The sequence below is a fragment of the Bacteriovorax sp. Seq25_V genome (genome assembly GCF_000447795.1).
Classification (GTDB): Bacteria; Bdellovibrionota; Bacteriovoracia; order Bacteriovoracales; family Bacteriovoracaceae; genus Halobacteriovorax_A.
Genome location: NZ_AUNI01000015.1, coordinates 476,175 through 495,658, shown reverse-complemented (window position 1 = coordinate 495,658; position 19,484 = coordinate 476,175). Strand labels below are relative to the sequence as shown.

17 protein-coding genes are annotated in these 19,484 nt (G+C 35.1%); 6 read left to right on the top strand and 11 right to left on the bottom strand.

The window, feature by feature from the left end; genetic code table 11:
- The 8 genes from M900_RS10100 to M900_RS10065 are packed head-to-tail and all read right to left on the bottom strand — an operon-like array spanning position 1 to position 8,074.
- Positions 1-720, bottom strand: coding sequence for an NTP transferase domain-containing protein (locus M900_RS10100; RefSeq protein ID WP_021274474.1), 720 nt, complete (start codon positions 718-720; stop codon positions 1-3).
- On the bottom strand, positions 721-1,476 hold the full coding sequence (locus M900_RS10095; protein WP_021274760.1) for a glycosyltransferase family 2 protein: 756 nt from the start codon (positions 1,474-1,476) through the stop codon (positions 721-723).
- On the bottom strand, positions 1,466-2,419 hold the full coding sequence (locus M900_RS10090) for a hypothetical protein (protein ID WP_021274568.1): 954 nt from the start codon (positions 2,417-2,419) through the stop codon (positions 1,466-1,468). Before M900_RS10090 ends, M900_RS10095 begins: the two co-directional genes overlap by 11 nt.
- Positions 2,416-3,384 (bottom strand): radical SAM/SPASM domain-containing protein, encoded by a 969-nt coding sequence (locus tag M900_RS10085; RefSeq protein WP_021274765.1) that lies wholly within the window; start codon positions 3,382-3,384, stop codon positions 2,416-2,418. The genes M900_RS10090 and M900_RS10085 overlap by 4 nt, the downstream gene beginning before the upstream one ends.
- A complete protein-coding gene (locus tag M900_RS10080; RefSeq protein ID WP_021274733.1) occupies positions 3,377-4,507 on the bottom strand; it encodes a DegT/DnrJ/EryC1/StrS aminotransferase family protein in 1,131 nt (376 codons plus the stop codon). The genes M900_RS10085 and M900_RS10080 overlap by 8 nt, the downstream gene beginning before the upstream one ends.
- A gap of 49 nt (positions 4,508-4,556) precedes the next feature.
- Positions 4,557-5,855 (bottom strand): hypothetical protein, encoded by a 1,299-nt coding sequence (locus M900_RS10075; RefSeq protein WP_021274449.1) that lies wholly within the window; start codon positions 5,853-5,855, stop codon positions 4,557-4,559.
- The gene (locus M900_RS10070; RefSeq protein WP_021274589.1) at positions 5,856-7,694 is read right to left on the bottom strand and encodes a carbamoyltransferase N-terminal domain-containing protein; all 1,839 of its coding nucleotides are present in this window, start codon (positions 7,692-7,694) and stop codon (positions 5,856-5,858) included.
- Positions 7,691-8,074: a hypothetical protein gene (locus M900_RS10065; RefSeq protein WP_021274768.1), complete on the bottom strand. Its 384-nt coding sequence runs from the start codon at positions 8,072-8,074 to the stop codon at positions 7,691-7,693. The genes M900_RS10070 and M900_RS10065 overlap by 4 nt, the downstream gene beginning before the upstream one ends.
- A 28-nt stretch (positions 8,075-8,102) precedes the next feature.
- Here M900_RS10065 and M900_RS18050 point away from each other — a divergent pair, with 28 nt between their 5' ends.
- Entirely contained in the window at positions 8,103-8,246 is a 144-nt protein-coding gene (locus M900_RS18050; protein WP_021274513.1) for a DUF5989 family protein, read from the top strand.
- Positions 8,246-9,304: a hypothetical protein gene (locus M900_RS10060; protein ID WP_021274564.1), complete on the top strand. Its 1,059-nt coding sequence runs from the start codon at positions 8,246-8,248 to the stop codon at positions 9,302-9,304. Before M900_RS18050 ends, M900_RS10060 begins: the two co-directional genes overlap by 1 nt.
- A 33-nt stretch (positions 9,305-9,337) precedes the next feature.
- Here M900_RS10060 and M900_RS10055 read toward each other — a convergent pair whose 3' ends face one another.
- Positions 9,338-10,657 (bottom strand): putative Na+/H+ antiporter, encoded by a 1,320-nt coding sequence (locus M900_RS10055; protein ID WP_021274685.1) that lies wholly within the window; start codon positions 10,655-10,657, stop codon positions 9,338-9,340.
- 192 nt (positions 10,658-10,849) lie between these two features.
- Here M900_RS10055 and M900_RS10050 point away from each other — a divergent pair, with 192 nt between their 5' ends.
- Together M900_RS10050 and M900_RS10045 are read left to right on the top strand one after the other, a co-directional pair.
- A complete protein-coding gene (locus M900_RS10050) occupies positions 10,850-11,617 on the top strand; it encodes a 5'-nucleotidase, lipoprotein e(P4) family (protein WP_021274407.1) in 768 nt (255 codons plus the stop codon).
- A 114-nt stretch (positions 11,618-11,731) separates the two neighbouring features.
- Positions 11,732-13,858: a hypothetical protein gene (locus M900_RS10045; protein WP_021274350.1), complete on the top strand. Its 2,127-nt coding sequence runs from the start codon at positions 11,732-11,734 to the stop codon at positions 13,856-13,858.
- Between the two features lie 36 nt (positions 13,859-13,894).
- Here M900_RS10045 and M900_RS10040 read toward each other — a convergent pair whose 3' ends face one another.
- Both M900_RS10040 and M900_RS10035 read right to left on the bottom strand, forming a co-directional pair.
- A complete protein-coding gene (locus tag M900_RS10040; protein WP_034732232.1) occupies positions 13,895-14,977 on the bottom strand; it encodes a C1 family peptidase in 1,083 nt (360 codons plus the stop codon).
- A 127-nt stretch (positions 14,978-15,104) separates the two neighbouring features.
- A complete protein-coding gene (locus M900_RS10035) occupies positions 15,105-15,353 on the bottom strand; it encodes a ferredoxin (protein ID WP_021274591.1) in 249 nt (82 codons plus the stop codon).
- Between the two features lie 262 nt (positions 15,354-15,615).
- On the opposite strand from M900_RS10035, the gene M900_RS10030 reads away from it, so the two are divergent.
- Both M900_RS10030 and M900_RS10025 read left to right on the top strand, forming a co-directional pair.
- Entirely contained in the window at positions 15,616-17,601 is a 1,986-nt protein-coding gene (locus tag M900_RS10030) for a hypothetical protein (protein ID WP_021274608.1), read from the top strand.
- Positions 17,602-17,720: 119 nt separating this feature from the next.
- The gene (locus M900_RS10025) at positions 17,721-19,484 is read left to right on the top strand and encodes a phospho-sugar mutase (RefSeq protein ID WP_021274542.1); all 1,764 of its coding nucleotides are present in this window, start codon (positions 17,721-17,723) and stop codon (positions 19,482-19,484) included.

Here is a 19,484-nt window from a genome sequence, read left to right as displayed (position 1 = left end):
TTAGATATCCTTAATTTTATCTACATATTGTAAATATTCATCAAGGACACCAAAGCTTTCATGATTCCCCCCGACTGAAAATTCTACAAGGTCACCATTTTTTAAATATTCATTAAATAACAATGAAATATATAACTCTGTTTCATTCTCACTTTCTATAATTTTACGAATTCGCTCAACAAGATCTAAAGAATTGCCTAAATAATACAATCCGGCGACAGCTTGATTAGAAATACATACTTTCTCTTTTATCTCTAAAACATTATTTTTTTGAGTACGAACAAAAGAGAAAGAATCATTCGTTGAGTCAAAAATACAGAGTCTTGGTTTTCCTAATGATTTTTTTATTTCAGTCCAGAAATCTCTGGCATCAATACCTAGATCACAGTCTAAGCTAACAACCCCATCCTTCAAGTCCAAGTCAGAATCGATTTTCATTGCGGCATACAAGGACTCTAAAGCTCCACGTGTTTCCTTCCCAATATTAATAAAACTTGCATCCGGATATCTCTCTTTAAGAATTGAATAATTCTTATCCTCAGAAATTCTATCATTCACTACAAACTTAATTTTAAACGGAAAATCGATTCCACGAGTATTTGACTTCACAGAATGTTCAATTAGAAGTTCGTCACCGATGGGAAGAAAAGGCTTAGGACAATTATTAACAGTAAGCCTTTTAGACCGTCCAGAAGCGAGTACATAGATATTTAAGGCCATCTAGAAAACCTCACAATGTCTTTCTTCACTATTTTTGAGATACATTAATCTGCGAGTAAAAAAATAACAAAACAGCATTTTTATAAGGTCTTTTGCAACTCTAAAATTTCTTGCATTAGAAACTTGATCAATATTTATCCAGTTGATAGGCATCCATATTGTTTTCTTTCGATAAAAGAGAAAAAGTAAGTTAGCATCGAAAGCAATATGATTTGGCCAGTCTTCTATATCTGTAGAGAGACTAGAAACTTTATATGCATTCAAGCCACTTCCCAACTCTTTTATAGGAGTGAACAAAAACAGTGAATATAATGCCATTATAGCTAAATTTCCAATATATCTAAATGATGAGTAATTGAATCGTTCACTTTGAGACATAAAACGAGAGCCAAAGACACAATCCGGGTTCTGGAGAACGACAAGATCATACATTTTTTTTAGATCTTCCACTGTTGCCTGAAAATCTCCATGAAACCAAAATAAGTAATCAACACTATTCTCACGACAATACTTAACTGCAGACTTGAAACTCCCCCCAAGTCCATAATTCTTCTGATGTGATATTACTTTAATCGCTTGTGATGAACTATCTTTGTAACTCATCAAATGAGCTAGTGTATTGTCAGTACTACAATTTTCAATGAATACAATTTCTTCAAATTGTGTCAGGTCCGTTTTCTCTAAAGCAGAAAATAAGCGAACCAATTGCTTTTCGCAATTATAACAAGGAATAAATACTGTTTTTTTAATATTCATTCATAACCTGATTAAATAGTTGTAACATTCTACCGTATAATACATGGAATCTTCTTTTATTGTTCTTAGCAGCATAGGGCAAAGATCTTGCTAAATGAATGGCCTCATGAAAGTACAATTCCCATTTTTCTATAGTAAGCCGCTCTTTCAAGTATTCTTCAAAAAATGAATTTATACTTTTAGTTTTATCTGAAGTCGGTACGTTGAAATTGATAAAGTCATCACCAAATTCGACGGTTTCAACTTTATCAAAATTTTCATAACCAGAGTGTAAAGATTGTGATAATTTTGAATATTCCACAACGATATTGTCAAAGCCAGACAGAGGGTTACAATCTAGTAAAATAAAGTCACCATTATCATTTACGATTATATTCTCAGCTGTTAGATCACCATGAATCTCACAAAATGGCCTTTGTGAAAGCTTCTCTTCAAAAGTTTTAGTTTTAAAAAAATCAAGAATAGGAACAATATTTTTATACAAAACATCATTTACGCGGACTTCATCAGATTTGAGATAGCCAAAGATTTTTTTTTCAGCATCTAATATTTTTTGTGCTTCTAGCACCTTGTTCTTAAGTTTTACATCGATATACTCTACGATGCAAAAGGAAGAAGATATTGTTTTTGGATGGAGTCGATCCTCGAGGAAAGATATTATATTTTCAAGAACATTTTTCGATTCTTCGAAAGGTTTGCTCTGAATATAGTCTGAAAAATTAATATGCTCAGAATAAAAGGGCATTTCGTATTGCCCATAAGAAGAGGATTCAACCCATTGCGAAACACGTGGAAATTTCTCAATGTCTTTAAATTTGTCGAACCAAAGGTATTGTTGCTTCAGTTTAGTAAAATCACCTTCAATTTTTTTCACAACAATTTCTTTATCTGTATTTTTGAAACTAAGCTTAGCTCCAGATAATCCTGAACATAACTCCTTCATTTCTTAAACTCTCTTGAGGGAATCCTTAACTCTTGAGGTATAATTGATTCAAGAATACCAGCGAGATAAAAATAATCACAATTTTTACAATTATCAGCCGCTATATTTTTACATAAGAGCTCTCTTGTTTTTTTATAGTGAAGGCTGCTATTAAAATATTCTTCGACATCATCTTTATAAATATTACACAAAGCTTCTTGTGTCGTGTTTATTATACACTGCCTAACATCTCCATACACATCAATGACTAATCCCTCATAGGGCCAGAAGCAATTTTCATATTTCCAACCAGCAACGCCTTTGACATCCTTGGCATACTTTTTTAATGAAGAAATATCGTCAAGTTTTAAAGATAGACTATTCTTTTGATCTTCTGACCAATTCTGAGCTAAATTAATACGCACTCCTGCAAGCTCATAATTGTCGACAAGTTCATATATGTCATCTAGGCACTGAAGATTATTTTCTCCTAAAACAAAGTTTACAAATAACTTCTTCTTGTCCTCACTTGGGATAACATCTTTAATATATTCTAGCGAACTCAATAAGCGCTTGTACTTTGCTGGTGGTCGTAAATCTTCATAAATTTTTCCTACACCATCAATAGAAAGATATACCATATCAACATATCGAAGAGTTTCTTTAAATGTAGTTCTCTCAATTTGATATTGTAAATTAGTCGCAATAATAACAAAGGCAGATGGAAATACTTTCTTTACGACTCTTGCGCACTCGTCGAAACGACGATGCAACATTGGTTCAGAAATACCTTCCAATTTTATTGTGTCAATACGACAGTCTTTAAACTTAGATAAAAGTTGCTCAAGTTCCTCTGGAGTTATTTCTTTTGGTTCTCGCTTTCCTGAAGCAACGAGCTCTTCTCTATTGCAACTTAAACATTTTAAATTACATGACGAATTTACTTCTATAACAAGGTAGGATAATTCTTTAAAATGATTAATCATGAGAAATACCGTTTAACACTTCACATACGTACAAGACTTCTTCATTTGAGAGTTCAGGGTAACATGGTGGACAAAAATGAACTGCGCTAAAGTTATTTGCGACAGGAAAGTCTCCAATTATTCGGTCTGCAAAGTATGGCTGTCGATGGATTGGGATGTAATATACTCCACCGGTTATAGCGACTCCGTTATTTTGGCAGTGAAGAATAACTTTCTCTCTATCAATCACTTTACTTAAAACAACCTGTTTATAATAACTCCCACAGAAATCACCAGAATCTTTTATGCACTCATATAAATAAGAATTTAAATTATCCTGGTACAATCTCGCAATCTCTTGCCGTCTCCTGACCCTCAATGGCAGCCTATTTAAATCAAGTACTCCCAAAAGAGCACTAAATTCAGAGAGCTTGTAGTTGCTTCCTTGCCTGATGTGAGAGATGCTGTTTTCAAGATTCATTCCAAATTGCCTAACTGATTTTAACAATTGGTAATCTTCCTCTGTATTACAAGTAATTGCTCCCCCTTCTCCCATGGCAAGCACCTTTGTTGTAAAAAAGCTAAAGCACCCAAAGCGTGAAAAAGAACCAACTTTTTTCGAGTTTAAAGTTGCACCTAAACCTTGAGCGCAATCCTCTATTAATTCAATTCCTCTTTGCTTACAGATGTCGACGATTTTCTCAACGTCATAAGCGCAATGACTCCCAATATGGACGAGTATACAAGCTGCAATCTCTTTATCTTTTAAACCTTTCAATTTTTGCTGTAAATCAACATAACTCATCCCAAAATATTTAGATTCAACATCCACAAGAACTGGAATCCCACCTGAATTCTCAACTGCTATTGCTGTTGCGATAAATGTATTTGTAGGTAATAAGACATATTTATCTTTAACCCCTATAGCCTTCAAGGCTACTTCAAGAGCTCCTGTGCCTGATGTTACAGCAACTGACTGATAGGCTCCCTGATAGCGTGCAAATTTATCTTCGAAATCTTTTACGAATTGGTCATTTCCCAAGAATGCTTTTTTTAGAATATTTTCGGCACCAGACTTAAACTCTTCGATAAAATCTTCTTCATATTCTATATTAAATATTCTAACTTTTTTTTCAGGCATCATAACTAAATTATAAATGATATATGTACTATTTACTAATAAAAATGACCAATTATTGCTTTTTGAAAAGACTTAAGTCGAGCTTTGAGTTTCTATAAATTTCCCGACTATACGACTGCAAAAGACAACTTTCTGACTTTAGGTTTGTACGATATGCTCTTATTTTTAGAATTTTATTGGTGCCTGAGAAATTCAAGCTTTTATATAAATCATTCCATTGATTATTACCATATATGAGATCGAGATTAGCTTGATCAAAAATCATGCACGGCTTTTCTTGACTCGTTAATAATTTTCGAAACTGATTCATTCCATCATTGTACTTCATCGAACTAAAACCGCTCACCAAGACTAAAATAGTAGCAATTAAAACAATACAAACCTTAGAAATCTTAGAAATCTTAAGCTTCTCGGAATTATACAAGTACATAAAAAACACAGTCACAGGAATACTATAAACTCGAAAATGATACGAATTCGCAGTGGCCAATACCACAATACTACCGTTGTAAATAAATTCCAAAATGAGATAAGAGCCAATACACAAAATTAAGCTACCTATCCAGCAAACATATTTTTTTTTGATTCTCTCTTTTACCTTACAGATCAAAGCAAAAAAGATGAATTGGAAAAACAGAAAAAAAGGAAGATTTTTTAAGCTCTGAAAGCCGCCCGATACATGTTTTCTATATGAAGTGGTAGTATAAAACAAAGCAAAAATCATATAAAGCAAGACCGAGAAGAGAATTAAACCGAGATACTTTTTTTCTTTTTCAGAGAACTTTTCACTCTTGTACAAACCCCAAAGAAATAGAGGTAAAAATAAAAAACTCATATCATATGTAAAGATTAGTAGTGTCGAGAGACCGGCAATCAAGAATAAATCATATGACGTCTTTCTAAACTTTATTTTTTCTAACACAATCCATGCAAGAGAAACAGATAGATTAGATACGCCACATGCATAAGAATCAACCCCAATATATGTGATAAAATATGATAATATTGCAAATAAATAAAACCTGTCTCTATCTTTCAAATATTTACATACAAAATATAAAAGAATGGATTGAGATATAAGAAAGTAATTTAAACCATATGAATAACTAACTTCAATAGGCACGACTTCAGAAAAGAAGTTCAAGACAAAAACAGGAATGACTTGGTATAGATATATGATCAATCTAGTTGTCGGGTGATCATGGTGAAACTGATGATCAGCCAAGATATTACTTAACCAAAAGTGACCATCACCTCTCAAGCATTTCAATGAGAAAGCGGTGAAGAAATTCGCAATGAAGCCAAGTACAACAAGAAGAAAAACAAATAACTTATCATGCTTCTTTTCCATCTAATCCAGCTCAAATTTTTTAGAATTTTCTAAGAAGTAACTAACAACCTGTTCATCCTGCTCTGACTTATGGACAATAAATGAACCAATACAAAGGCAATCCATATCTGTATGAAAAAAGCATGAGATCGCATCGAGAGGACTCTCAACAATCGGTTCACCACGAACATTAAATGATGTATTAACACATATTCCCCACTTCTTCTTTTCCTTCACTTTGGACAAGACGAGATGCAATTTCTCATTCACCTCTTTTTTAAGAGATTGAAACCTTGCAGATTTATCAACATGTGTAATCGCGGGAAAGATAGATTTTTTCAGCGCTCTCTTTTCATTCAGAGAAAGTTTTTCAACATCTACAGGATTTCCCACTAACAAATCCTCATTTATATGATCAGTAATCAACATATATGGTGAGTCGATAATAGAGCTTGAGATTTTTTGCATATCTTCATACATCACAACTGGTGCAAAAGGTCTAAATCCCTCTCTCTTTTTTATTTTCAGATTAATACGAGACTGCATACTTTCACTCAATGCGGTAGCGATAATACTTCTATTACCAAGGGCCCTTGGACCAAACTCCATTCGTCCCTGAAACCAACCAATTACATTCTCATTTATAATCAGCTCACTTGCTGCTTCACAGTATTTATTAATTTCAGAAAATTCATGATATTTAATATTTAATCGTTCTAACTCATTCTTTATTTGTTGATCGTTATACTCAGGACCTAAGTAAGCATTTTGCATACCATCTGTGTCCATTACTTCACGAACATGACCCAAACTAAAGTAATAACCCAAGGCACATCCAACGGCACCTCCTGCGTCTCCAGCTGCGGGTTGTATCCAAACCTGATCAAATATTTTTTCTCTAATCAATTTACCATTAGCAACACAATTCAATGCAACACCACCAGCAAGACACAAATTAACTTCGCCAGTAATTTTTTTTGCATGAGTAGCTACTTTTAAAACAATCTTTTCTAAAAACAATTGTGCAGCTAAAGCAAAGTCACATATTTCTTGTGTTAGTTCGGACTCAAGAGGACGTGACTTTATCTGGAGCAAGTCCTCCCAGACAGTAGTATTAATCATTTTAAGACTATGAGAATATTCAAAATAGTCGGGATTAAGCCAAATGCTGCCATCATCATATACATGACAAATTTCATTAAAAAGCTCTAGTAACTTAACAACTCTATCGGAGTTTACGTTTCCATACGGAGCGAGCCCCATAAGTTTATATTCTCCAGAGTTTACTTTAAATCCAGCAAATTGAGTAAATGATGAGTATAGCAATCCCACAGAATGTGGATAATCCATTTGTTGGATGAGTTTCAATTTATTATTCGAACCGACACCAATTGTTGTAGTGGCCCACTCTCCCACTCCATCCATTGTGATAATACATGCATTTTGAAATGGAGATGGAAAAAATGCACTGGAGGCATGAGACAAATGATGATTTGAAAATTTTATTGGAACTTGCGAGGGGATAAATTTTCTAATTTGTTTCTCTAGGAAAATCTTTTCTTTGAGCCAAATAGGAAGACCTTGCTTAAAGAGCTCAAACCCACGAGGAACTTGAGAGTAATATGTTTCAACGATACGTTCAAATTTTAACCAAGGCTTATCATAAAAAACGACAGCATCAATATCTTCAATTTTTACAGAGCCGAATTCGAGACAAAACTCGAGCGATTTTTTTGGAAACGAATAGTCGTGCCTAATTCGAGAAAATCGTTCCTCTTGAGCAGCTGCAATAATTTTCCCATCCTCAATTAAGGCACAGGCACTATCATGATAGTAAGCTGATATTCCTATTATTTTCACCAATATTCCTGATATTCTTTTTCTTCGTTGTTCAAAGCGATCACACTAAAATTACTCGTATTTCCAGTCTCTAATTTTTTGAATTTTTTTAAGTCATTGCTAACTACTCTCCTAAGCATAGAAAATGGGGTTAAAACGAAGAAGAAAAACAGAAAAAATAAAAGAGGAGAAATAATATAATTAATACCGCTAGATATTTTGATAAAAACTTTTACAACGCTTTGCCTTGGTAAATCAAAAAAAAGTGATAAAAAGAGAAGAAGAACAACAATATAAAAATACTGATATTTAAAATAACCTAAAATAGAGAAAATAATCATTAAATTGATAACAAAAATTACTTGATTTTTTTTTGACATTTCTTCATTTGAATTTGACATACTTCTATTATAACAATTATCTTATAGTATGCTATCAAAATTATTTAGATATTTTAAAACTCGTAAAAAGTATTGGCTTCTACCACTACTCATTTTCTTTATGATGATTTCAGCACTAATTATTGCAGGGCCTAGCAATCCCTACTCTCCATTTATATATAGCTTATTCTAATGTTTAATCTAAAACTGATTATTTTATTTTTGTTTAATTTAAATTCTCTCGCAGAGATAGAGAATTTAAAAACTCAAAAGCTTAGAGACTTAGACCACAAAATAAATCCAACAGTAGCAAGAGAACTCTCTCACTATGCGAAAAGCCTAAACCTCGTTAGAAATATTAATGGCACGCAAGTGCTAAACCAAAAGTTGTACTATAACCAATTCGGGCTCAGAACAAGCAAGAGCAATATTAATGAAAGTAACGAATTTACTAATCCCAAGGATGGTCCGTCTATTATATTTGGAGGATGCTCTTATACTTTTGGAGAAGCCGTTGAATATAATGACATTTTTAGCTCTCTGGTAGCGAGTTCGCTAGAATCCAACAATATTTATAATTTCGGCTTTTCTGGTGGAAGTCCTATTAATCAAATTATCTATTTTCGATCTTATGACTTTAACAAATTGATCCCTTCGACCAAGGGAAGTGTTTATATCTACACCCTCTTTGATGATCATATAAAACGAGTAAATAAGGACTTCTCAATCCTAAGTTGGTACCACGATGCAATTGTTGATTACGAGGTTACAGATAGTGATGTAATTATAAAAGACCAAACAATGTCCGGAAACTTTTCCTATTTATTATTGAAGTTTTTTAAAACTATTAAGCTTGAATATTATTTCCTACGCTTTATTTATCACTTTGATAATATGGATAATAGGAAAAAAATATTAAAACTCATCACGTCTTTAGAGGTACTAAAAAAAGAGTATCTTCAACAATTTCCAGAGGGAAATTTCATTGTCTCAGAATTTTATCCATTTCCATTTATAGAAAGAGAAGAGGATAGAGCCTTTTTCCTTAAGGAGTTAGAAAATCGCAATATCAAATACTGGGAAAATAGAGATAATGACTTCAAGCTGGAATTTCGAAATAGTGACCTTGATCCAAACTTATTATTTTCAAACTTACAAGTATTCAACGATGGACATCCAAATAAGATTGCTCACAAAAAGTATGCAGACTTCTTAATAAAAAAACTTAAAGAATTAGATAAATTCAGATAAAAAAAGGGCCGCTACTGCGGCCCTCATTATTTTTTAATGAGCTACTAAATTTGGTAGTAATTCCATTAAGATCATAACTAGAATTGTTGGTCCAATTGCACCCATCAGTAGTCCAAGAGGGCTAATTCCATCTTTTCCAAATGAGCCTTTTAGAATTCCAAAACCAGCAGGGTTTGGAGCGTTAGCGATAACAGTTAAACCACCACCGGCAACAGCACCAGCGACAAGACTATGCTTAGCCCCATCACTTAGCTCAACAAGTGATCCTAAGTATGTTAGAGCTGCATTATCTGTAATAGCAGTAAGACCAGCCGCTCCAATAAATAGAGTTAGGTCACTTAGTTGAGTTAGAATTGGTTGTAACCACCAAGCTTGTTGACCACCAAGAACAACTAAACCACCAAGGAAGAAACCTACAAGTAGAGATTCCTTAAGTTTAATTTCGTCTTGATACTCTCTTGTTACACTTGTAAACCCTAGGAAGAATAAGAATAGACCTAGGAAGAAAACCATATGGTGAGCTGTATAAACAACTAGTGCCATAAAGATTAAGTGAATAAGAGTCATCCACCAAGTTGGAACCATCCAGTTGTCATGCTTTTGCTTAATTTCAAGCTTTCCTTCAAGTTCTTTTCTAAACATAAATGCAATAATAAGAGTCGAAATTAAGATAGAGACAACTGCCTTATAACCAAAGTTCCCCATCATAAATCCCATTCCCCAGTGCCACTTACTCGCAACCATTAATACTGGAGGAGCAGCAAAGTGTGTTAGAGTTCCACCAACTGAAATGCTCACGAATAAAAGTCCAAGTGTCGCATATTTAAACTTATCAGACATCTTGTTACTGTAGAAATAATCTAAAAGGATTAAAGCTGTAACAGTCATCGCAGCAGGCTCAGTAATGAATGAACCGAGAATCGGTCCTACGACCATCGTTGCAACATAGAAAGCCATCTTTCCTGGTAAAGGGATAACTTTCGCAATCGTTAAAATAATTTTCTCTGCGAAAAGAATGATTGGACGTGTACCGGCCATACACATAATAACGAATACAAATGCAGGCTCAGTGAAGTTCAGGTCTTGCTCTAAGTACTTAAGAGCTCCGCCAATCACTTTATGGTGCTCATCTAGAACCATTAGGCCTTGAGTAGCCGTATAGTAAGCTAGAAAAATTGCTGACCAAATTCCAAAAACAGCTTCTACTTCTCCTAAGAAGTGAAGTAAGTTTTCCATCATTGATCCTTCTGGATACTTGTGTGCGAGGTGTTGAATTTTAGAGACTAAGAATGTGTGCAAAATTGCCATTGCAAACAAAATTGTCCCTACTAACTGAAGATTAGTTGGGTTCATAGGTTCCTTCCTTTTTTAAAAAAAATCCATTTATATTACTTTAATACTCTTAAAGATTTTCATCAAATATTGGTAAGATATGCTCAAGACAAAACAATATTTGACCAAAAAAATCCACTTATTTTCGAAGTGAAATCATTTAAATTCCATAACCATAATGATAAAATAGTTTTTTTAATAAATGGAGATAAAATGTTACGTAATTTAATTTTTCTTAGTCTATTTTTGCTGATGTCATGTGCGCAGCAACCAAAGCAAAATTTTTCAGACCTAGCAACCGTATGGCAACAAAGCTCAGCAGAACTTACTGCCCTATCTTACCAGGCATATAATACAGCAAGGTTGCAGCTTAATAGAAGCTTAAAGATAAAAAGTAAAAAACCGCTTGCGATAATTGTTGATGTTGACGAGACAGTTCTTGATAACTCTCCTTATCAAGTAAAAAATATTTTTGAAGATAGAGAGTTCAATCAGGAAAACTGGTCGGAGTGGCTAGAAGTCGCCCAAGCACCAGCTGTTGCAGGAGCTGTAGACTTCTTAAACTATGCCCAGAGAAATAATGTTACGACTTTCTATGTAACAAATAGAAACAATAAAAATTTTGAAGCAACATACAAGAATTTAAAAGCACAGGGCTTTCCAATTACAAGAAACCAACTCAGACCTAAAGTAGATCCAAATTCGAGTAAGGAAAAAAGAAGACTAGAAATTCTAAAAAAATACAATGTTGTTCTCTACATTGGGGATGCTCTTGGTGATTTTAATAAAGACTTTGAAAAAGTAGAATTCGGTAAGAGAAAAGAGGTCGTGGAGAAATACAAAAACGACTTTGGAAGAAGCTATATAATTTTACCAAATCCTATGTACGGAGAATGGTTAGAGTCAATTTATAAGTATGATCACTCACTTTCTAATGAAGAAAAGAAGCATCTTCGTCACCAAATCCTTGAAGCTTATTAAATATATTCAATAACTTAGAGTGTGTAATTAGTTACACACTCTTGTTTTTTTAATGAATTATACCTCCAAAAAAGCAATAATGCCGCAATGCGACACTGGTTTTTTGGAGGATTTATGTCTTACGTAAGAAAAGGGACTTCTGCCCTACTTTCAACAGTACTTACTTTATCTGTTCTGGCCAAAGAGCCTGATAAGACTCCTTCGATTAGTGACTATGTCAAAACGCTCAAATACGCAAAGATAGACGCTAGTCTAAAGGAAGAGATAAGACAAATTCTTGAAAAAAATAAACTACCTTCGACAAGACCAGAGTTTTGTCCTTTGAATAATACGATGACCTATAAGCAAACAGTTGATAGCTTAAAATCTATTGTGACAGTTTTTCAGGATGATTGTTTTGATGGGAATCAAAGCCTTATTGATCAGATTCTTACAAGCTCTAACGAACTAGAAGCACAACTGAATAAATTAGCAGAAGAACAAGGAAAAGAAACAAAAGACGTAATCCCAGCAACGGAAGATGTGAAGATCGATGGTATTCCATTAACTCAATTAATGAATGGAATGAATACGCTATTTTCAAATAATAAATGTACAAATCTTGATAAGACTCCCTTTCTCGAACGTTCAGCTGATGTTATTCAAACTTTTGCACAATTTGGACTCTACTCTCCCGCTGGAGTTAGCGTTGCCTATGGGGGGTTGGCCGTCGCTTCAATACTCCGTTTTATTAATGGTATCTTTGATAAGAGATTTGAATTTGAAAATGAAACAGATATCGAAACTTTTGTAAAACTTAACTGTGCCTATTACGATGTAAGAAATCAGGTGAGAGCACTAGAAATGTTCGATATCGATACAGATGAACATTATAAAGATAAGGAAGTGGCCAAACTTCTTCTCGATGAAGTCACAAAAGCAAATAAAGCATTCTCCGAAGCTAAGGAGAAGTCACTTGTAGAACTTGAAAAAATAAAAACAACACAAGTAAATAATGTTGATAAAGAGACCGAGAAATTAATCTCTGATATTTTTGAACAAATTAAAAATCCAATTGTTGACCTTCCTGGCAAATCTGCGACGTATCAACAAGCAGAAGTTCTAGGTCAACTTGTCTTTATTAGACCAATGCTTGAAGAAGTTCTTACTGATTACATTAATGAATCGACAGGAGCAGACAAATTTCTAAATATTCTGTTTAAAAACAAACTCGCAATGCTTGACGATGCACAAAGTCTAATGGAGATGACTCCTAAGGATTTTAATTCAAAATTTCTGAATGATATTTCAAGTTCATTCAATAGAGTACTAGGAACAATCGCAAAGAAAAGAGAGTCAACAAAGAAAGTATTCGATGAAACTTACACAATTGATCTAGGAAGTGAAAAACTAACAGTCAAAGAGTTTAATGAACTTCTAAAAAGTAAAGAACTGGAAAAAAGAGAGAAAGAGTTAACTACTGCACTTGAGAAAATGACAGAGCTAAACAAGCGACTTGATACAATAATCGCGAAAAAAGAATACTCTTCGGAAGATTCGAAAGATGGTGGCCTTCGTGAAATAATCAAGTCTCTAGATATTGTAAAAAATCATGTTTATGGAAAGTATGGAAAACAATTCATCGAAAAAATGAGAGATCTTTCAGAATCTCAAAACAAAAATTTCGATGAAAAATTTGATACATTCAAAGAGCGATACTTCGTGAATGAATCAGGAGACATAGGTAATCTGAGTGAAGATGAAAAACTTAATGCATGTGTTGATGCTTCAACAGGAAGAGAAATTTGGGTTTACTCTCAAAAACTTTCTGAGCTTGGTTATGATTTTCTAGCAACGAATAATGATATTTTTGGAGATCCTGATAAGAACAAGGATAGAAAAATTATCAAATCCCACAATGACTCTGCTGTGCTTGCCCGAAGAATTATTACAGCAAAGAACTATATGAAAATGATCGCTAACGCAGAATCTTTTGGAAAGACAGAAGTTGAAATAGAAGGAAAAAATCTTTCTATCCTAGAAGCAAAAGAAGAAGCTTCCACAATTCGCTTTTATGGTAAAGTCATGACGATTAACGAAGCCCAAAAGTATCTAGACAAAGAATTTGGTCAGAAAGGATTAAAGAATGATCGTATTGGACAAATTATGCTTGAAATTATGAACAATCGCGAACGTACAATTTTACTACAAGATTTTTACAAGGGTAACGACTGTGATACGATGACAACAATAACAAGATAAAAAATAATGCTGGGACACATAGTCCCAGCGTCTTCACTACTCTACTGGTAATACGTAGAACGATCCCATTTCATTAGCATACTTTTGTGTAATTATTCCGTAGCCTGGATAGTACTCATTCCCAATCTTAGTTGTTGCACCAAAGCTTGAAGTTCCCCAAGAATTTTTAAAGAAGTAAACGCCTTTATAATTGAACTCTTTATATGTACCATCGTTCATCAATACATTAGTTGTCACAACATAATTATCATCATAGCCGACGATCATCACAGAATGACCTGCTCGATGCTGTCTTGAAATTGTCCTATCCTTACTATTATATTCTGGATAACCAACGATCCCCTCATTCCAATTACTAGCATCTCTTCCAATACCATACTCAGCTGCCTTTCTGTGGTTCCAAGCACCGTAGAAAAAATCTATTCCCATTGTTAATGGAATTCCATTAGACAGATAATTTTTAATTTCTGCAGTTGAATATAGTTGTGAGGATGTATTTGAAAATTTAACTTTCTTTTTAAACTCTTTTCCTTCTTTGATTAGGTCATAAACAAGTTGTGCGCCACTTATTTCAGAATCTTTAAGTGCTGTAAGGGTTGAGTTTATTAAGCGCGCATCGAAGTGACCAAGGTAACAATTTTTTAAATAATTCCCAGTTAAGTGAGAACATCTTTCATTCTTTAGACTTGAAAATCCACCTTCGCTCCAATCCTCACTAATGTATGGAAGAGTATTTTCTGAGACCATTCCGTATTTTTTGATAGCGTTGAAATTCGCATATGAGTATGAACCATCAGTTGTTTTAAGGCCATTTGTGGACATCGCAAGATATTCTAACCACTCTTCTGATAAATCAACATCCTTAGTTTCATAACCCTTAATTATAAGCATGGCCTCGAGTATTGCTGTTGCAGAAAAAATTGAACAAGTGCCGCGTGAGCCCTGAGATTTTACAGATGTAACTTTTGAAATCAGTTCTTTCGTGTTTGATACGGAATTAAAAGATTTGATATTCTTAGCATTGTCGACTGGATGAACAAGGTTTTCATAAGGCGCATCAAGATATGCCTCTTGCCCAAGCGCGGTAATACTTAGTAATCCAATAATTAGCTTCTTCATGATTGCCCCCATCTAAAGAATAATTTCGTGGAACATAGATTTTATTGTGGGCTTTGACAAGTTTCTTTATTTTGAGGGGGCTTAAGCGCCTAAAAGCAGGTGGAGATCCACCTGCCATAGTTGAGTTTTAGCCGTCGTTCCCGATAGAAGCGACTGGACATGCATCCATTTGCTCTTGGCAAAGTTCAATCTCTTCAGGAGTCGTTGGCTGCTTTTTAATATAAGCATTTCCATCTTCATCTTCAGCGAAAAAGTCTGGAGCACCTGTATAACAAACGTTACAAGCGATACATCCCTCTCCATTATCATCATCAGGATCCGTACAGTACCAAGCACCTGGCTGGTTCGACTTATGTTTCATGCTAGGATTTGCCATCTCTATCTCCTTTCAATCTAATTATATCCAAACAAAGATAATCTATATGTAGTTCTTCAAATAAACAAGTAGTTATATGGATAAGGCCTTATCGGAGGTTATGCAGATTCCATTTAATTAATAATTTTAAGTTACTGAAATTTGGACTGACAAAGATAAATGGCATCTTTTTATTTACCAAAATTCATAAGCCCTTGAACTTATGTTCAGCAAAAAAGTAACGATAAGATAGGTTGTAGTGAACTTCCCCAAGGGTTAAAAAATGAAAGTCATTTCCTTCCTAATAACAATACTTCTTCTTGCTTCTTGCGCAGGTAAGAAAGGTCACTCTTCAGCTAGCTTCAAAGTTGACCTTGCGGCACTGACGGGCTCACTTTCCACTGCTAACGGCGGGGCACTGCTAGTCGGTCATACACTCGATGATAAATTCAGTCTTTCAAAAGCATTAAGTGTAAATGATAGTGATCTTGTGCTTGAACTCCCAAACGGTGTTTGGGAATTTTATTTGGTAGCTTGGGATGGAGGTGGAGGCCCGACAATCCTTGAAGGAGTTACGAAATGTTCATATTCAGGAACACATACATTGGATGGTAACGATACAAGTGTTACATTCAAACTTACTACGTCAAATTGTGCTCTTCCAATTCCTGGAGACTCAGAATTATTTTCAGAATTTACTTATAACAATGGATCATGGCCAAAGGTAAATTTTCACAGCTGCTTAGCTATTGATGATGTAGCAAATACTTGCTCAGGAACAGGTTTAACTCAATCCTATCGAGTGAGTTTAGGAATGGATGTCGATGCAGGAATTGCTCCTCCTCCTCATCAATTAGTTTCTGGTTGTAAAACAATCAGTGACACAAATTATTTAACTCTACCAAGTGGCGATAGTCTTGGTGGCGGGTTCACACCAACTGTATTTTTCTACACATCAACAGATTGTACAGGACCAGAGGTTGTATATGCTTTCAAAGAAGGTTTCTTAAGAGGGTCAGATGGAACAGGGTCACAATACCCTAATTATACTGACTCAACGGCCGGAACGATTATAGTCGGTGGTAACTTAGATATTTACTTTGAACATAATACTGAGACTCCTGTAGGAGCGGGTCCAAATCCACTTCAAATTTTTGGAACAGGTGCAGACGGAAATTTATCTTCGTTTAGTTACGTTAATCACCTTGTTACAAACTTCTCTCCTGATGGTCGAAGTGCAAACATAGAATCAACAACTGGGTATAATCCAGGAGACGAAATCATGTGGTATGTCTCAGAGTTTACAGCTAGCTCATCAGAATGTGGGCCTCTTAGAACAGGAGAATATGGTTTTCAAAGAATTAAGACTGTTACTTCAGGTGTAATGCTTGAATTTTATGACACAATTAAACCAAATACAGACCTAACCTCAGGAAGTTCTGTTGATTATACAAATTGTAAAATTCAAGTTCTTCGAGTTCCAAATATTGCTAATTTTGCAGTAGCATCCACTCCGACACTAAATCCCTACTCCAATGGAAAAGGTGGAATTATTGCAGTAAGAGTTAGAGATAAGCTCACATTTTCTGCAAATATATCAGTTCTAAACAAAGGAACTACTCACCCTACACACAATCCTTCTATGTTTAGTGATTATACGAACTGTGATGATCCAAAGAACTGTCTACCTCTTGGAAAAGGTAATGGTTCAGCTCCTGGCGGTGGGTTAATACTGATCTTTGCAAGAGAGATCGATTTCTCCTCAAACGCTGCTGCGATCACTGCCGGAACGACAAATGTTGGCGCAAAAGCTGGAAGGGCAATGATTGTAACCGATAAAATCTATGCATCAGGAAGTAGCGTCACTATTGATGCATCAAAATTTACAGCTGATGGGATAACTCCAACAAATATGGGAAATCTTGATATTGTAAACTCAGGAACTGCATCATCTGTAGATGCTAGTATCCCTCTAGGTAATAGCTTTACTTCAAGTGCAACAGGAACAGTTGATGCAATCTTTTCGGGTATCGGTGGTTCGGCAACTAACGTTGGAAATACCTACATAAAAGATTTCGACGGAATTTATAAAGACTACTTTGTTTGGGAATCTCTAACACAACCTGCTGGTGTTATTGACTTCTCCTACTGTGCAATTGATTCTTCCAGACTTAATGGAGTAAGCACCATAGATGATACTAGTACATCGGGGACAAATCTTACAGGCTCCGTATATTTCAATCCAACTAGTCAATTATGCTTTGACTAATGACATTAAAACACGCGCCTAGGGCCTTCTAGGCGTATTTTGACACAACTCATATAAGGAAAAGGTGGACGTATCTTTTCCAATTTCTTAAAATGAGCCCCTAGTTTCAAGGAGTAAACATGAATTCATTAGACAAGGCACAGGCCTGGGCAAATAACGAATATTTCTCACCGGAAAGCAGAGCTGAGATCCAAGCTTTAATCGATGCTAACGACACGAAAGAAATCGAAGAAAGATTCTACCGTGAACTTGAGTTTGGTACAGGTGGTATCAGATCAATCCTTGGTGCGGGAAATAATAGAATAAATATCTACACAGTAAGAAAAGCAACTCAGGCCCTGGCCTCAGAGGTTTTAGACTATAGTGCAAAAAATAATATCGAGACTCCAAAAGTTGCAATCAGCTACGACTCTCGTCGCTTCTCTTTTGAGTTTGCAAAAGAAACAGCAGCAGTTATGGCGGCCAATGGAATTCACGCTTATATTTATGAAAGGCTAAATCCTGTTGCCCTACTCTCGTTCTCTGTAAGACATCACGGAGCACAGGCCGGCGTTATGGTAACAGCTTCTCACAATCCACCAGAATACAATGGATACAAAGTTTACTGGAATGATGGAGCACAGGTTACTCCTCCTAACGACAAGAATATCATCAATCGTTACGCCAATATTGAACGTTTTGAAGATGTTAAAGTGATGAGCTTTGAGGACGGTCTCGAAAAAGGACTTATTCATTGGGTTGGAACAGATGTTGAAGATAAGTATTTTGAAGCAATTCTATCAAAAGCGGTTAACCCAACATTTTCAAGAAATAATGGAAAAGACTTAAAGATCATTTATACTCCAATTCACGGAACAGGTTTAGTTCCATGCCTTAGAGGTCTTTCTGATCTTGGCTTCACAAATGTTGAAGTTGTAAAAGAGCAAGCACAACCTGATGGCAGTTTTCCAACTGTCTCAAGCCCTAACCCAGAAAACCCTGAGGCCCTTAAAATGGCCGTTGACCTCATGGAAAAAACTGGTGGTGATATCGTCATGGGATCTGATCCAGACACAGACAGACTTGGTGTTGCAATTAAACATAACGGTGAAGTGGTTTATCTCAATGGAAACCAGATCGGAATCCTTATGCTTCACTACATTCTTGAAAGCTTAAAGGAGCAAGATAAACTTCCTGAGAATTCATACTTTGTAAAAACTGTTGTAACTACCCCTCTCCAAGAAGTAATCGCAGCACACTACGGAGTTGAAAGTCATAGCACATTGACAGGATTCAAATGGATCTGTGGTCTTATGAATAAAATGGAAATTGAACAACCAAATAAGAACTTCCTTTTTGCGACTGAAGAATCTTTTGGTTACCTTCCACACAACTTTGTAAGAGATAAAGATGGGATTGCATCTGTAACTCTTATGTCAGAAGTTGCTCTTTACTATAAGAGAAAAGGAATTGATCTCGTTCAAGCACTCGATAAAATTTATGAGCAGTTTGGATTCTCAGAGGAAACTCTCTTAAACCTAAACTACTTCGGTAAGGAAGGTTCTGAAAAAATTACACGAATTATGGCGCATTTTAGAAGTTTGAGGCCTACAAACTTGTGTGGTCATGAAATTAGCGTTATAGAAGATTACGAGCAAAAAATTATCGAAGACCTTGAAACTAATGAGAAAAGATCTCTCGACTTCCCAAAAAGTAATGTTATTGGATATCACTTTAAGAATGGAAGTAGACTTTATCTTAGACCATCAGGAACTGAGCCAAAGATTAAATTCTACATCATGCTAAGTGAGAAAGAAGGCAGTCTCAATCAGAAAAAAGAAAAGGCAATGCTCGCAACAGAGCAGTTTCTAAACTTCATTAAAGAGACTGCAAATAATTGTTAG

Coding starts and splice junctions, on each gene's coding strand:
- M900_RS10030 (WP_021274608.1), top strand. CDS start 15,616: ATGAAAGTCATTTCCTTCCTAATAACAATACTTCTTCTTGCTTCTTGC.
- M900_RS10080 (WP_021274733.1), bottom strand. CDS start 4,507: ATGATGCCTGAAAAAAAAGTTAGAATATTTAATATAGAATATGAAGAA.
- M900_RS10055 (WP_021274685.1), bottom strand. CDS start 10,657: ATGAACCCAACTAATCTTCAGTTAGTAGGGACAATTTTGTTTGCAATG.
- M900_RS10090 (WP_021274568.1), bottom strand. CDS start 2,419: ATGAAGGAGTTATGTTCAGGATTATCTGGAGCTAAGCTTAGTTTCAAA.
- M900_RS10040 (WP_034732232.1), bottom strand. CDS start 14,977: ATGAAGAAGCTAATTATTGGATTACTAAGTATTACCGCGCTTGGGCAA.
- M900_RS10085 (WP_021274765.1), bottom strand. CDS start 3,384: ATGATTAATCATTTTAAAGAATTATCCTACCTTGTTATAGAAGTAAAT.
- M900_RS10100 (WP_021274474.1), bottom strand. CDS start 720: ATGGCCTTAAATATCTATGTACTCGCTTCTGGACGGTCTAAAAGGCTT.
- M900_RS10060 (WP_021274564.1), top strand. CDS start 8,246: ATGTTTAATCTAAAACTGATTATTTTATTTTTGTTTAATTTAAATTCT.
- M900_RS18050 (WP_021274513.1), top strand. CDS start 8,103: ATGCTATCAAAATTATTTAGATATTTTAAAACTCGTAAAAAGTATTGG.
- M900_RS10065 (WP_021274768.1), bottom strand. CDS start 8,074: ATGTCAAATTCAAATGAAGAAATGTCAAAAAAAAATCAAGTAATTTTT.
- M900_RS10035 (WP_021274591.1), bottom strand. CDS start 15,353: ATGGCAAATCCTAGCATGAAACATAAGTCGAACCAGCCAGGTGCTTGG.
- M900_RS10045 (WP_021274350.1), top strand. CDS start 11,732: ATGTCTTACGTAAGAAAAGGGACTTCTGCCCTACTTTCAACAGTACTT.
- M900_RS10025 (WP_021274542.1), top strand. CDS start 17,721: ATGAATTCATTAGACAAGGCACAGGCCTGGGCAAATAACGAATATTTC.
- M900_RS10050 (WP_021274407.1), top strand. CDS start 10,850: ATGTTACGTAATTTAATTTTTCTTAGTCTATTTTTGCTGATGTCATGT.
- M900_RS10095 (WP_021274760.1), bottom strand. CDS start 1,476: ATGAATATTAAAAAAACAGTATTTATTCCTTGTTATAATTGCGAAAAG.
- M900_RS10075 (WP_021274449.1), bottom strand. CDS start 5,855: ATGGAAAAGAAGCATGATAAGTTATTTGTTTTTCTTCTTGTTGTACTT.